The organism is Bradyrhizobium genomosp. I (2014) (genome assembly GCF_000261685.1).
GTDB lineage: Bacteria > Pseudomonadota > Alphaproteobacteria > Rhizobiales > Xanthobacteraceae > Bradyrhizobium.
Genome location: NZ_AJQE01000190.1, coordinates 1 through 12925, shown reverse-complemented (window position 1 = coordinate 12925; position 12925 = coordinate 1). Strand labels below are relative to the sequence as shown.

Here is a 12925-nt window from a genome sequence, read left to right as displayed (position 1 = left end):
CGAGCGTCGTGTACATCGCGACCGCCATGCCGTCGCTCATCAAGCCCATCGAGGAGCGCATCGCGACCTTGTCGGCGGCGTCCAGGCCCGCGATCGGCGCCAGCATGATGATGAAACCGATGATGGTGCCGAGCAGGCCGAGCTTCATCAGCGTGTCGGAGACGAAGGCCCCGAATCCATTCGAGCCGCGCAGGCGGTCGGCGAGCGTCCGCAGCAGCAGCGTCTGATCGACCGGGCGATAGTCCTGGGCGGCGGCCTTGGTCACCAGGCTCTCGATGTGGTCGCGCACCAGCCCGCGCGGCAGCCCCGCCGCGCTCGCATCGAGCGCCTTGCTGCCGCCGGCCGCCGACAACACCGCGCGGCAGCGCCGTGCTGCCGCCCCCTCCCGCGCGATCGCCCGCGTTCGCAGGAAGCAGTGGCCGCAGGTGACGACGTAGAGCACCGCGATGACGCTCGAAATGTAGGTGCGGTCCGAGGTCAGCATGAGATGGATCAGGCCGAACCGCCACAGCAGCACGACGGCGAAGATCGAGAGCCCGGTGAAGATCATCCAGAACAGCAGCGCGCTGCGCTCGGACGAGTCGGTCGTGGTGCCCGCGATTGATCCAATCGTCATCGAACTCATGCTGCACTGCTCCCGGCTTGCAGGGATTGGCCTGCAACGATTCCACCCAATTAGATCAAAGCCGTCGCGCCCGGTCCAAAGACCCATGCCCAATCCGGCTTGGGAAATTTGCCCGAGCTGCCATCCCGGCCCACCCCGCAATTGGCAAGGCGCGGCGGCGTTGTTAGGCTGACCTTACCAAACGTCGGGGGTGATCGCATGCGCCTCGTGCTTCAGCTTGTCGCCCGTCTGCTGCTCATCGTCGCGCTCTGCCTCGGAGCCGCGACCGTCTGGGCGACGTTCGACGCCTATCGCAGCGTCGATCGCGCGACTGCGGCCTCGGCGCAGCGGGTCGCGCAGGCGCTACAGGCGCTGTATTGGCGCGAGCTTTTGCTGCGCAGCAGCAGAGCGCGCGAGCATCTTCTGCCGGTTCCAGACTGGCGCACGCTGGAGACGATGAAGCTGATCTCGCCCGGCGTCTGCGTCGAGTTCCAGCCGGCCGCGGCATTCGAGAAGCCGCTCTGCGGCCAGAGCGAGGGGCTGGGCAAGCTGCCGCCGCGCTGGTTCGCCGCCATTGTGCCCACCTTCCTCGGCAGCCACGCCGAGGCAATCCGGCCCGTCAGTCCCCGCGCCGCTTCTGCCGGCACGGTGGTCGCAACGCCGGATGGTGCGGCGGCCGTCTCGCTGGCCTGGGAGTACATCCTCAACGTGATTGACGTCGCGCTGTTGATGGCGGCGGCAATTGCGCTGCTGGCTTCGCTGGCGATCGCACATGCGCTGGCGCCGGCGCGAGCGATTGTGACGGCCTTGCAGCGCATGGCGCGCGGTCAATATCGCTCCAAGCTGCCGCGCTTCCGCTCGATGGAGCTGGCGATGATCGGCAGCGCCGTCGGCGAGCTCGGCGGCCGGCTGGAGGAGGCCACCGAGCAGCGCGCCGCGCTGACGCGGCGCCTGATCGAAATCCGCGACGACGAGCGGCGCGCCCTCGCCCGCGAGCTGCACGACGAGTTCGGGCAGAATCTCTCCGCCATTCTCGCTTTCGCCAACATGATCGAAACAGCGAGCACGAAGAACAACAAGGCCGACGGAATCGCGCAGGATGCGCGCATGATCTCGCAGGCCACCCATCATCTGATGGTCTCGCTCCGCGATGCGTTGAAGCGTCTGCGCAATCCGCTACCCGAGGAGCTCGGGCTCGAGGCAAGTCTCGTCAATCTCGTCGACAGCTGGCGCGCGCAGAGCGCGGCGCGGCCGACGATCCAGCTCGATCTCAGGGGTGACCTCACGGACATCAGCGGTCCGGCCGCCACCACGGCCTATCGCGTGGCACAGGAATGCCTGACCAACGCGCTGCGCCATGGTGCTGCGCGCGAGATCAGCTTGCGCATCGAGCGGCGGGCCGGCGATGATGACGCGCTCCTGATCCGGGTCGAGGACGACGGCGGCGGCGATGCGGAACGCGTGGCGCAATCAACCGGCTTCGGCCTCACCGGCATCCGCGAGCGCGTCACGGCGGCCGGCGGATCGCTGTCGATCCTGCCTGCCCGTGGCGGCCTCAGTGTCGCCGCCACCATCCCGCTCGCCGCGTGAGGCCGGAATGAGCGAGGCTGCAGCAACAGGCATCTCCGTCTTGCTGGTCGACGATCACCCGATCGTCCGGCAAGGCTATCGGCGCGTGCTGGAAAGCCAGGGCGATCTGCATGTCGTGGCGGAAGCCGACAACGCCGCGGACGCCTACGGGGCGTTCAAGGCGCATGATCCTGACGTCGTCGTTCTTGACATCTCGATGCCCGGCGCGAGCGGGCTGGAGGCGATCCGCAACATCCGGGCGCGCAGCCCGCGGGCGCGGGTCCTCGTCTTCACGATGCACAACGAGGCCGTGCTGGTGAAGGCCGCCTTCAGCGCCGGCGCCAGCGGCTTCGTCACCAAGAGCAGCGAACCCTCTGCCGTCGTGACCGCTATACGCAGCGTCGCCCGCGGCGAGCGCGCCATGAGCGACGACATCGCGCATGTTCTGGCTGAGGAGAGTCTTTCGCCGACAGGTTCAGCGCTGGATCAACTGGGCGAACGAGAAATCGAGATCCTGCACCAGTTCGCCGGCGGCGCCACCACTGAAGAGATCGCGGCGCGTCTCAATCTCAGCGTGAAGACGGTCCAGAACTATCACTATCTGATCAAGACCAAGACCGGCGCGCGCACGGATGCGCAGCTGGTGCGGCTGGCGGCGACGTGCGGGCTGACGAGGATCTAGCAGCGGAGCTGCCGCATTCCGCGAGCGACCTGGCGTTCGCGAATCTGCTGGCCGGGATGGAACGGAGGCCATCCAGCCCCGGTTAGCAGTAGAGTGGAGGAGTAAATCGCCATGAGCAAGGTTCATCACAAGGCAGTCGACCACCCCCCGATCATTACCGTAGGCGAACTCATCGACGAACTTTGCCGCCTGCCTGACACCGCCGTCGTCCACTTTCGCTGCCCCATGCTCGAACAGGAGCTGACGTTCTACCGCCTTCGAAAGCGGTCAAAGGATGCCGTCGAAATCGCGATCAACGCATATCCGGAGTGCCCGCCGGTCGTACCGGCGGCGAATGGCGCATATCACCCGCGCAAGCATGCGACCGCCTCACCCTCCGTTCACGAGAGCGCGCATCTTCACAAGGCGAGAGGGTGATTTAGGCGTCGCGGTCTAAAGCGCGATGAGATTTGGATGAATGATCATCGCGGTTTAGGTTGTTGTTTACGCATGATCTTTCCGGAAAACCGCTTCGCACTTTTCCGGATCATGCTTTAGGCCGCCTTCAGCCCGCGCAGCAGCAGTGCGAGCGTCGCATCGACGCGCGCGGAGAGATCGGCGTCCTTCCACTCGTCGGCATGGGCCGGATGGTGAAAGCGGACAGTCGCATCGAAGATCGCGCGCGCGGTTGCCTTGACGTCACCCGCGGCGAATTCGCCCTGCTTCACGCCGTCGGTCAGGATCGCCGCGATCTGGTCGATCATGGTGTCCTTGTGACATTTGACGGCCGCGCAGGCCTCGCGCGCCAGCGTCAGATAGGTCTCGAACATTTCAGGATCGTCGAGCACACGCGAACGCTTGGCGGCGAACAGCGTGCGCAGCCAGCGGTCCAGCCTGTCAGGCGCCGGCCCCTGCTCCCTGGCGATCGCCAGCAACGGCGCGTCGATGCGGTCCAGCCAGCGTTTGGCAACGGCCTCGCGCAGCGAAGCCTTGCTGGGGAAATGGCGATAGACGCTGCCGTGGCTCACATCGAGCGCACGGGCAACGTCAACCACGGTGGCCTTGGCAAGTCCGTAGCGCCGCAAGACGTCCTCGGTCACTTCGAGGATCCGCTCCGGCGTCAGGATAACGGCTTCATTCATGCCAGCACCATGTTCCCGTTTGGGGCTCAGTTACCCGGCAGTAGGGCTGCTTCCGAAGCGCCCTCGCCGGTCGTTCGGAAAGCCTATGCCTTAATGAGGCAGTTTTGCAGCCTGCGCCGCGATCTGGCGCGCCACCAGCAAATTGAGCCAATGCCCAATCACACCGGTGAAATTGAGGATTTCGGTCGTCATTGTCTTAAGTCTCCATTCGTCCGCGGTCCCCGTTCTTCCATCCGCCCTCCGATCCGAGCTTGGTTCGGATGTCGGGCTCCCCGGGGCTTGTCGCGGGACGCCCCATCGGAACGTCCAAGACGGATATACACGTCTCGCTGACAGATTTCAATATCTGTCAGTCAATGATCCGTGATTGACCGCTAATATTTGCGGCTGGGCTGCATCCCCCGCGAACCGGTCCGGTGGAAAGCTTGGCGATCCCCCTCGCCCGCAGCCCAGACCGTTTGTTTCACCCCGCCAGCTCTGTTAAATCACGGCGTAAAAAGCATTTTGGCCGGCGCCGCACCGTCAGGATCGTCCGCCCACCTTCTGGAGCCCTCCCATGATCCCCCGCTATACCCGTCCCGAAATGGCCTCGATCTGGGAGCCGCAGACCCGGTTCAAGATCTGGTTCGAGATCGAGGCGCACGCGGCGGACGCCCTCGCCGAGCTCGGAACCATCCCCAAGGAGACCGCCAGGACCGTCTGGGCCAAGGCCAAGGACGCCACCTTCGACGTCGCCCGCATTGACGAGATCGAGCGCGAGACCAAGCACGACGTCATCGCCTTTCTCACTCACCTCGCCGAGATCGTCGGCCCCGAGGCGCGCTTCGTGCACCAGGGCATGACCTCCTCCGACGTGCTCGATACCTGCCTCAACGTCCAGCTCACCCGCGCCGCCGACCTGTTGCTCGCCGACCTCGACAAGGTCCTGGCCGCGCTCAAGAAACGCGCGTTCGAGCACAAGATGACGCCGACCATCGGCCGCAGCCACGGCATCCATGCCGAGCCCGTCACCTTCGGCCTCAAGCTCGCTTATGCCTATGCCGAGTTCACGCGCGCCAAGGAGCGCCTGATCGCGGCACGCAAGGAAGTCGCGACCTGCGCCATCTCCGGCGCGGTCGGCACCTTTGCGCAGATCGATCCCCGCGTCGAAGAGCATGTCGCAAAGGCCATGGGCCTCGTCCCCGAGCCGATCTCGACCCAGGTGATCCCGCGCGACCGTCACGCCATGTATTTCTCGACGCTCGGCGTGATCGCCTCCTCGATCGAGCGCATCGCGGTGGAGATCCGCCACATGCAGCGCACCGAGGTGCTGGAGGCCGAAGAGTTCTTCTCCGAGGGGCAGAAGGGCTCGTCCGCGATGCCGCACAAGCGCAACCCGGTGCTGTCGGAGAACCTCACCGGCCTCTCGCGCATGGTGCGCGCCTATGTGACGCCGGCGCTGGAAAACGTCGTGCTCTGGCACGAGCGCGACATCTCGCACTCCTCGGCCGAGCGCATGATGGGTCCCGATGCCACCGTGACGCTCGACTTCGCGCTGGTGCGCCTCGCCGGCCTGATCGACAAGCTCCTGGTGTACCCCGCCAACATGCAGAAGAACCTCGATCGCCTCGGCGGCCTCGTGCATTCGCAGCGCGTGCTGCTGGCGCTGACCCAGAAGGGCGCGAGCCGCGAGGACGCCTACAAGCTCGTGCAGCGCAACGCCATGCCGGTCTGGCGCGGCGAAGGCGACTTCCTCCAGCTTCTGAAGAAGGACGCGGAGGTGAAGAAATATCTCACCGACGCCGAGATCGAGGAGCAGTTCGACCTCGGCTATCACCTCAAGCACGTCGACACGATCTTCAAGCGCGTGTTCGGCGAGAGCTGAACTTCCCGTCAATCCGGGGCACGCGAAGCGTGAACCCGGAATCTCGAGATTCCGGGTTCGATCCTTCGCACCGCCCCGGAATGACGACAACGCCCACAAAAACGGATCCCAACCCATGCCCATCGTCAACCGCGTTGCCGCCCTCTCCGACGAAATGGCCGCCTGGCGCCATGACTTCCACGAGAATCCCGAATTGCTCTACGAAGTCCACCGCACCGCCGGCATCGTCGCCGACAAGCTTCGCGAGTTCGGCTGCGACGAGGTCGTGACCGGCATCGGTCGCACCGGCGTGGTCGGCGTGATCCGCGGCCGCAAGTCGGCTTCCGGCAAGACCATTGGCCTGCGCGCCGACATGGACGCACTGCCGATCATGGAGACGTCGGGTGTGCCTTACGCCTCGAAGGTGCCCGGCAAGATGCATGCCTGCGGCCATGACGGCCACACCGCCATGCTGCTGGGCGCGGCCAAATATCTCGCCGAGACGCGCAATTTCGACGGCACCGCGATCATGATCTTCCAGCCCGCCGAGGAAGGCGGCGGCGGCGGCAAGGCCATGGTCGAGGACGGGCTGATGACGCGCTGGAACATCCAGGAGGTCTACGGCATGCACAACATGCCGGGCCTGCCCGAAGGCCATTTCGCGACCACGCCCGGCGCGATGCTCGCCTCCTCCGACAACATCCAGATCACGGTCCGCGGCAAGGGCGGTCACGCCGGTGCAGGCCCGCACAAGTCGGTCGACAGCGTGCTGATCGGCTCGCAGATCGTCAATGCGCTGCAATCGATCGTTGCGCGCAACGTCGATCCGTTGAAGTCGGCGGTCATCTCGATCACGCAATTCCATTCCGGTACGGCCTTCAACATCATCCCGGAGGTTGCCGAGCTCGGCGGCACCGTGCGCACGCTCGACCCCGAAGTGCGCGATCTCGTCGAGCGCCGCATCGGCGAAGTCGCCGACAGCGTCGCGCGCGCCTATGGCGGCTCGGCCGAGACCAAGTACACGCGGATGTATCCGGTCACCATGAACCATGCGCGCGAGGCCGGCCTTGCCGCCGACGTCGCCCGCGACATCGTCGGCGCCGATCGTGTCAACGACAAGTTCATCCCGATGATGGGCGCCGAGGATTTCTCCTTCATGCTGGAGGCCCGTCCCGGCGCGATGGTGCTGGTCGGCATGGGCGACGGCAACGAATGTCACCATCCGGCCTATGTCTTCAACGACAACATCCTCGGCCACGGCGCCTCGTTCTGGGCGCGTCTCGTCGAAACGCGGATGCCGGCGGGGGTAGCCGCTTCGTAGTGGGTTGCGCCGAGCGATTGCACTTTGCAATCGCAGGGCTGACCCACCCCACGCTCACCCGGAACACGGTGGGCACGGCGTTACGTGCCTCTGCCCAGCGTGCGAAGCGCCGCCCTCTCCTATGCCTGCACCACCTCGTGGCGCATCACGAACGGCGCAAGCAGCGTGTGCACTTCGCTTTCAACCGCCTTGCGCTGATCCTCGGAAACGCCGGCAAGCGTCACAGTCGCGATCGATCCGTGACTGCCGTGAGCGCCGACCTTGACCTTGCAGTCGATGCCGCGCTCGACCAGCGGCGCCAGCACCTTGGCGAATACGCGCTCGGCCGCGTCCCAGCGCAGCTGCGGCTTAAACACCTTGCCGACACCGGTTACCGGCATCGGATCGATCGGAATGACCTGCACCGGGACGGCGGCGCGCTCCGGCGTACGCTCGCGCACCCAGGCTTCCAGCTCGCCCGGCTCGACCTTTGCGCCCGGCTTCAACTGCACATAACCCACCGGCAATTCGCCGGCATAGGCGTCGGGCTGGCCGACCACGGCGGCGAAGCCGACGGCGGGATGGCGGAACATGATCTCCTCGATCGGCGCCGGGTCGATGTTGTGGCCGCCGCGGATCACGAGGTCCTTGGCGCGGCCGGTGATCCAGAGATAGCCGTCGGCATCCAGGCGGCCGAGATCGCCAGAGTTGACCCAGACCTCGTCGACGAAGGCGCCCTTGTTGTGCTCGTCGTTGAGATAGCCGCCGAACACGCCGGGCCCGGCCATGATGACGACGCCGATCTCGTCCGGCTTGCAGTCGCGGATCAGGCGGCCATCGGCGTCGAGTTGCACGACACGCACCCGCGCGTAGGGCATGGGAAGGCCGACGGAGCCGAGCCGGATCGGCCGGCCGGGGTAAGCGAGCGTGTGCACGCTCGAGGTCTCGGTCATGCCGTAGACCTCGACCACCGGCAGCTTGAGCTTGTCCTGGATCGCGGAGCCGACGGCGACTGGGATCGCCGAGCCGCCACCCGCGGCGTATTTCAGACTCGAAATATCGGCATTGTCAGGCGGCACCGCGAGCGTCGCGGCCAGCACCGTCGGCACGCTCGACAGCGCCTCGGGCTTGTAGCGCTCGACGAGCTGCCAGATATTTTTCACCGCATTCGGATTGCGCCAGCCGCTCGGCGACAGCACGACCAGCGAGCCCCCGCTCGACAGCGTCGTCAGCACCTGTGTCAGCGATCCACCGACGTGAAACAGCGGCATGCCGAACAGCAGATTGGCGCCGGGCTTCGCCTTCAACAGCAGATTGAGCGCCCAGGCCTGATAGACCTGGTTGGCATGGGTGTGCCGCACCAGCTTCGGCGTGCCGGTGGTGCCGCCGGTGTGGAAATAGGCCGCAATGTCGGCACCCGAAATCTTGCGCCCGCTGACCAGCCGGTCCGACGGCTGCTGCTTGATCAGGTCGCCAAAGGCGAAGATGCCCTTGTCCGGATCGCCGCCGCCGAACACCTGCACGATGGCCTTCAGATGCTTGAGCTGCGGGCGGATCTGCTCGACCTTCTGCCAGATGTCGGTGCCCGGCATCGGTCCGAGCGCGACCAGGATCCTGGTGTTCGCGGCCTCCAGGATCTCCGCGATCTGGTGCGACTCGAGCAGCGGATTGACGGGATTGGCAATGCCGGCGGCCTCCGCGCCGAACAGAGTGACGAAGGCATCCGGTACCAGCGGCAGCATGAAGCTGATGACGTCGCCCTTCTCAGCGCCGAGCGCGTGAAACATGTTGGCGGCCTGCGTGACGCGCGCCATGAAATCGCGATAGGTGACGACCAGCGGCGCGTCGGCGGGATCGGCATTTTGCAGGAACTGGATCGCCGCACCGTCAGGGTTGCGCGCCGCACCAAGCCTGATGGCGTCATAGGTGCTCTCGGCGGCAATGCGGTCGGCGTAGGGGACCTGCTCGAACGCCCGGACCTCTTCGTCCGTCAAAAGATCCGGATAGTCGTTGCCGATGAACCGATCGAGCGCGTGGATGCCCGCCATGGAATTCCGTCCTCCCTCAGATGCATTTTCCCGCCCCTGTCTTTTTGACAATTGGTTCGGCGAGGCCTCGGCCGATGGCCGGCCGAGCGGGGAACAGAATGATGGATGATTGAGGCTTCGTCCATTCCCTAACGACTGCGGCGATCAAGGCCGGCTTGGACGGCCATTGAACCTCCGCGCCCAGACCGGGGACCAAGAACAGGCATTGGATTCGTCTGTCAGCGTCCTGCCGCAAGACTTGAGGTGATTATGCCTACGCCTCCGCGGAATCGTTCCCCTCGGTTATTCGCCGCGATCGCGACGACATCAGTGATCATGGCAGTAGCGATTGCCCCGCCCTCCGCCGCGCTCGCCGACAGCCAGTTCGACAAGATGCGTGCCAGGATCGCGGCCTTCATCACCGACAAGATGGAGAAGCTGGGCGGATCGCGCATCGTCTACAAGGTGGACACCAACGCCTTGCGGGAGGCGGTCGTCACGGACCTGCGCGACGACGTCTACAAGACCCTGCGCGAGGGCCGGATCGCCTTCTCCGGCCTTGCGATCCGCGACGGCGGCGTCGACGTGAAGATCGCGGATGCCAAAAGTCGCGAACAGCTCGCGCGCAAGCTCGCGGCGGCGGCGGAGGGACTGCCCGCGCATGCGCTCACCGTGACTGATGGCGGAGACGGTCTGATCAGGCTCGCACCGACCGATGCGGCATCCGCCGAGCGGCTGCGCGACCTCGTCGAAGATTCCATCGCCATGATCGAGCAGCGCCTCAAGGAGGCCGGCATCAAGCTTGCCGGCGTCCAACCCGATGGGACAGACCGCATCCGCATCTTTCTGCCCGGCATGATGGAGCCTGAGCGCGTCACCGTGATCTTCGCCAGGAAGGTCACGGTCGCCTTTCGCCTGATCGACATCTCCATGTCCGCGGAGCAGGCGCAATCCGGCACGCCGCCCGCGGGCACGGAAGTTCTGCTCGGCTTCAAGGACAAGCTTCCTTATCTCGTCGCCAGGGACAGCGCGCTCGACGGCGGCGACATCGGCCATGCCGGCCCGGGATTGACGAGCGACACAAAGGAGCCGATCGCCTCGTTCCGCTTCAACGGCCGCGGCACGCGACGCTTCGCCCACATCACCGCAGAGAACGTCGGAAGACCCTTCGCCATCGTGCTCGACGACAAGGTGATCTCCGCTCCAGTGATCCGCGAGCCCATCACCGGCGGCTCGGGCCAGATCGCCGGCAACTTCACCCTGGAAGAGGCCAACAGCGTCGCCATGCTGCTGCGCGCCGGCTCGCTGGCAGGACGCCTCGGCCTCGTCGAGCAGCAGGTCGTGAAACCCGCCGCCAAGCCGTAAGCGTCCGCATCCAGGCCCTCCGCGACGGCAAAGCCTGCACGGCTGCCCCGAATCACGGCCGCGCCGCGGCCAGACGCGCAACCAACGGGCAATTGCCGAAACGCCCGATCAGGCTAAAATTTGCCTCTTGCGGCATGACGGCCGGAAGCGTCATTCAAGCGGTCGTCATTCGATTTCGGCTATACGAGTGCCGACCAGGACCGAAGGCCTTACGCGGGGACCAGATCATGCCGTCCGGCAGCGCAGACATCTCGTCGATCCTCGACCGCATTCTCGATGCGGCAACCGATAACCTCAGGATCGCCAAGGTCCTGGTCCAGATGGGCCTCGACCCGAACAACGTCACTTACGATGCGATCTTCAATCGGCTCCTGGAGATCTTCGTCCACAACATCACGCTGGCCAATCTGTTCGCCGCGGTCGGCGCCGGCTTCTTCGTCGCCACCCTGTTGATGCGGACCATGGTGCCGCTGCGCGTCGCCAATATGATCGGCTGCGCGTTGTTCGCCGTCTTCGGCGCGCTCTCCGCCAATGTCGCGACGTTCCTGCTGTATCTTCTGTTGCTTCCGATCAACGGCCTGCGCCTGCGGCAGATGCTCAAGCTGGTGAAGAAGGCGCGCCATGCGGCCGAAGGCGACATGTCGATCGAATGGCTCAAGCCGTTCATGACCGAGCGCAAATACCGCCGCGGCGACACGCTGTTCAAGCTGGGCGATCCCGCCAAGGAGATGCTCCTGACCGTCACCGGCAAGTTCCTGGTCAAGGAAATCAACGTCGAGATTCTACCGGGCGCGCTGATGGGCGAACTCGGCTTCCTGACGCCGGACAACCGCCGCACCGGAACGATCGAATGCATCGAGGACGGACAGGTGCTGACGATCACTTATGACCGGCTGCTCGAGATTTACTTCCAGGACCCGCAGTTCGGCTATTATTTCCTGGTGCTGACCAGCCAGCGCCTGCTGCAGAACATCGATCGCTTGCAGAAGCAGCTGGCGACGGAGCGCGCGGCCACCACGAACAGGATCGCGTGAGCGCCGCGCGCGTCCCACGTGAGGCCGCACATGACGACGTGATGTGGAGAAGGCGTGCGCCCATATCTTGCTCTCGTGCCCCGGACGCAGCGCAGCGCTTTTGCGGTGCGCTGCAGAGCCGGGGCCCATGCCTCCAAGAGCAATCGTGCGGCATGGGTCCCGGCTTTGCGCGGCAACGCTTAAGGCGTTGCAGCGCGTCCGGGACACGAGACGTCGCCCCCCGGTCTTTGCGGGGTTCCGCCGCAAAATCGCCCCAAAAACCGAATGGTAACCATGGCGGGCTAGGGTATTGACGTGACCAATTCTCCGACGATCCTGGTGTTCGATTCCGGCCTTGGCGGGCTCACGGTGCTGCGTGAGGTCGTGGCCGCGCGCCCGGACGCGCATTTCGTCTACGTCGCCGACGACGCCTTCTTCCCTTATGGCCACCATAGTGAGGACGAGATCATCGCCCGTGTCGTGCCGTTGATGGGGGAGCTGATCGGCACGCATGATCCCGACCTCATCGTCATCGCCTGCAACACGGCGTCCACCCTGGTCCTGTCGCATCTGCGCGCCGCTTATTCCCTGCCCTTCGTCGGGACGGTGCCGGCGATCAAGCCGGCCTGCGCGCAGTCCAAGACACGCCGCGTCTCGGTGCTGGGCACCAAGGGCACGGTGAAGCGCGAATACACCAAGGCGCTGATCCGCGATTTCGCGCAGGGATGCGAGGTGACGCTGGTCGGCTCGCCCGAGCTCGCCTCGCTCGCCGAGGCCGCGCTTGGCGGCGATGCGATCAGCGACGGCGACATCCTCGCCGAACTCACTCCCTGCTTCGTCGGCGATGCCGCGGACGCGAGCGCGCGCACCGACACCGTGGTGCTCGCCTGCACCCACTATCCGCTGCTGCTCGATCGGCTGAAGCGCCTGGCCCCCTGGCCGGTCGACTGGATCGATCCGGCGCCGGCGATCGCGCGCCGCGTCTCGGACCTGCTGGGTGCGCACAGCGGCGGCATCGCACAGTCCGGTGCCGAGATGATCTTCACCTCGAACCGTGTTCATGGCCTTTCGGCCACGCTGACACCATTCTTCGGCGGGCGCGTGCTGGCCTGACCTTGCGCCGCAACCGGGCGCTGCTAGGCTCGCCGTCGTCAGTTTCTTGCAGGCATTTTCCATGTCGGTCCCGTCCACGCCGCTCAACCGTCTCCGTCAACTCTGGCGCGAGGGCCGCCCCGCCTTCGGCGCCATTGCGACGATTCCGAGCGTGCAGACCGTGCAGATCATGGCGCGTTCGCTCGACTGGATCATCGTCGATCTCGAGCATGGCCCGATCGGATTGACCGAAGCACATGCGATGATCGCCGCCACGACCGGCACGTCCTGCACCCCCCTGGTGCGGAT

The 12925-nt window shown here is 65.5% G+C and carries 11 protein-coding genes and 1 pseudogene; 9 read left to right on the top strand and 3 right to left on the bottom strand.

The window, feature by feature from the left end; translation table 11 throughout:
- The coding region (locus IC50_RS18215; protein WP_035707648.1) for a hypothetical protein at positions 1-625 on the bottom strand (625 nt) is incomplete at its 3' end.
- A 198-nt stretch (positions 626-823) separates the two neighbouring features.
- Between IC50_RS18215 and IC50_RS18210 the strand changes: the two genes are divergently transcribed.
- The 3 genes from IC50_RS18210 (at position 824) to IC50_RS18200 (ending at position 3272) form a co-directional block, all read left to right on the top strand.
- Positions 824-2194 carry a sensor histidine kinase gene (locus tag IC50_RS18210; protein ID WP_035707643.1) on the top strand — a complete coding sequence of 457 codons (1371 nt, stop codon included), beginning with the start codon at positions 824-826 and terminating at the stop codon, positions 2192-2194.
- A gap of 7 nt (positions 2195-2201) precedes the next feature.
- Entirely contained in the window at positions 2202-2855 is a 654-nt protein-coding gene (locus IC50_RS18205) for a response regulator (RefSeq protein ID WP_035707641.1), read from the top strand.
- A gap of 111 nt (positions 2856-2966) precedes the next feature.
- Complete coding sequence (locus IC50_RS18200; protein ID WP_035707638.1) at positions 2967-3272, top strand: hypothetical protein; 306 nt, start codon at positions 2967-2969, stop codon at positions 3270-3272.
- Positions 3273-3388: 116 nt separating this feature from the next.
- Here IC50_RS18200 and IC50_RS18195 read toward each other — a convergent pair whose 3' ends face one another.
- Positions 3389-3976, bottom strand: a complete 588-nt coding sequence (locus IC50_RS18195) for a TetR family transcriptional regulator (RefSeq protein ID WP_035707636.1) — start codon at positions 3974-3976, stop codon at positions 3389-3391.
- Between the two features lie 556 nt (positions 3977-4532).
- Between IC50_RS18195 and purB the strand changes: the two genes are divergently transcribed.
- Together purB and IC50_RS18185 are read left to right on the top strand one after the other, a co-directional pair.
- On the top strand, positions 4533-5840 hold the full coding sequence (purB, locus tag IC50_RS18190) for an adenylosuccinate lyase (protein ID WP_035707633.1): 1308 nt from the start codon (positions 4533-4535) through the stop codon (positions 5838-5840).
- A gap of 115 nt (positions 5841-5955) precedes the next feature.
- On the top strand, positions 5956-7140 hold the full coding sequence (locus IC50_RS18185) for a M20 aminoacylase family protein (RefSeq protein WP_035707630.1): 1185 nt from the start codon (positions 5956-5958) through the stop codon (positions 7138-7140).
- Positions 7141-7259: 119 nt separating this feature from the next.
- Here IC50_RS18185 and IC50_RS18180 read toward each other — a convergent pair whose 3' ends face one another.
- Positions 7260-9167, bottom strand: a complete 1908-nt coding sequence (locus IC50_RS18180; RefSeq protein ID WP_035707626.1) for an acyl-CoA synthetase — start codon at positions 9165-9167, stop codon at positions 7260-7262.
- Between the two features lie 249 nt (positions 9168-9416).
- Between IC50_RS18180 and IC50_RS18175 the strand changes: the two genes are divergently transcribed.
- The 4 genes and pseudogenes from IC50_RS18175 to IC50_RS18160 all read left to right on the top strand — a co-directional run.
- Complete coding sequence (locus IC50_RS18175) at positions 9417-10511, top strand: SecDF P1 head subdomain-containing protein (protein ID WP_035707645.1); 1095 nt, start codon at positions 9417-9419, stop codon at positions 10509-10511.
- Between the two features lie 227 nt (positions 10512-10738).
- Entirely contained in the window at positions 10739-11545 is an 807-nt protein-coding gene (locus IC50_RS18170; protein ID WP_035707623.1) for a Crp/Fnr family transcriptional regulator, read from the top strand.
- A gap of 294 nt (positions 11546-11839) precedes the next feature.
- Positions 11840-12637 carry a glutamate racemase gene (gene murI, locus IC50_RS18165; RefSeq protein WP_035707621.1) on the top strand — a complete coding sequence of 266 codons (798 nt, stop codon included), beginning with the start codon at positions 11840-11842 and terminating at the stop codon, positions 12635-12637.
- A gap of 61 nt (positions 12638-12698) precedes the next feature.
- Positions 12699-12925: pseudogene (locus IC50_RS18160) on the top strand (HpcH/HpaI aldolase family protein); the annotation flags it as partial.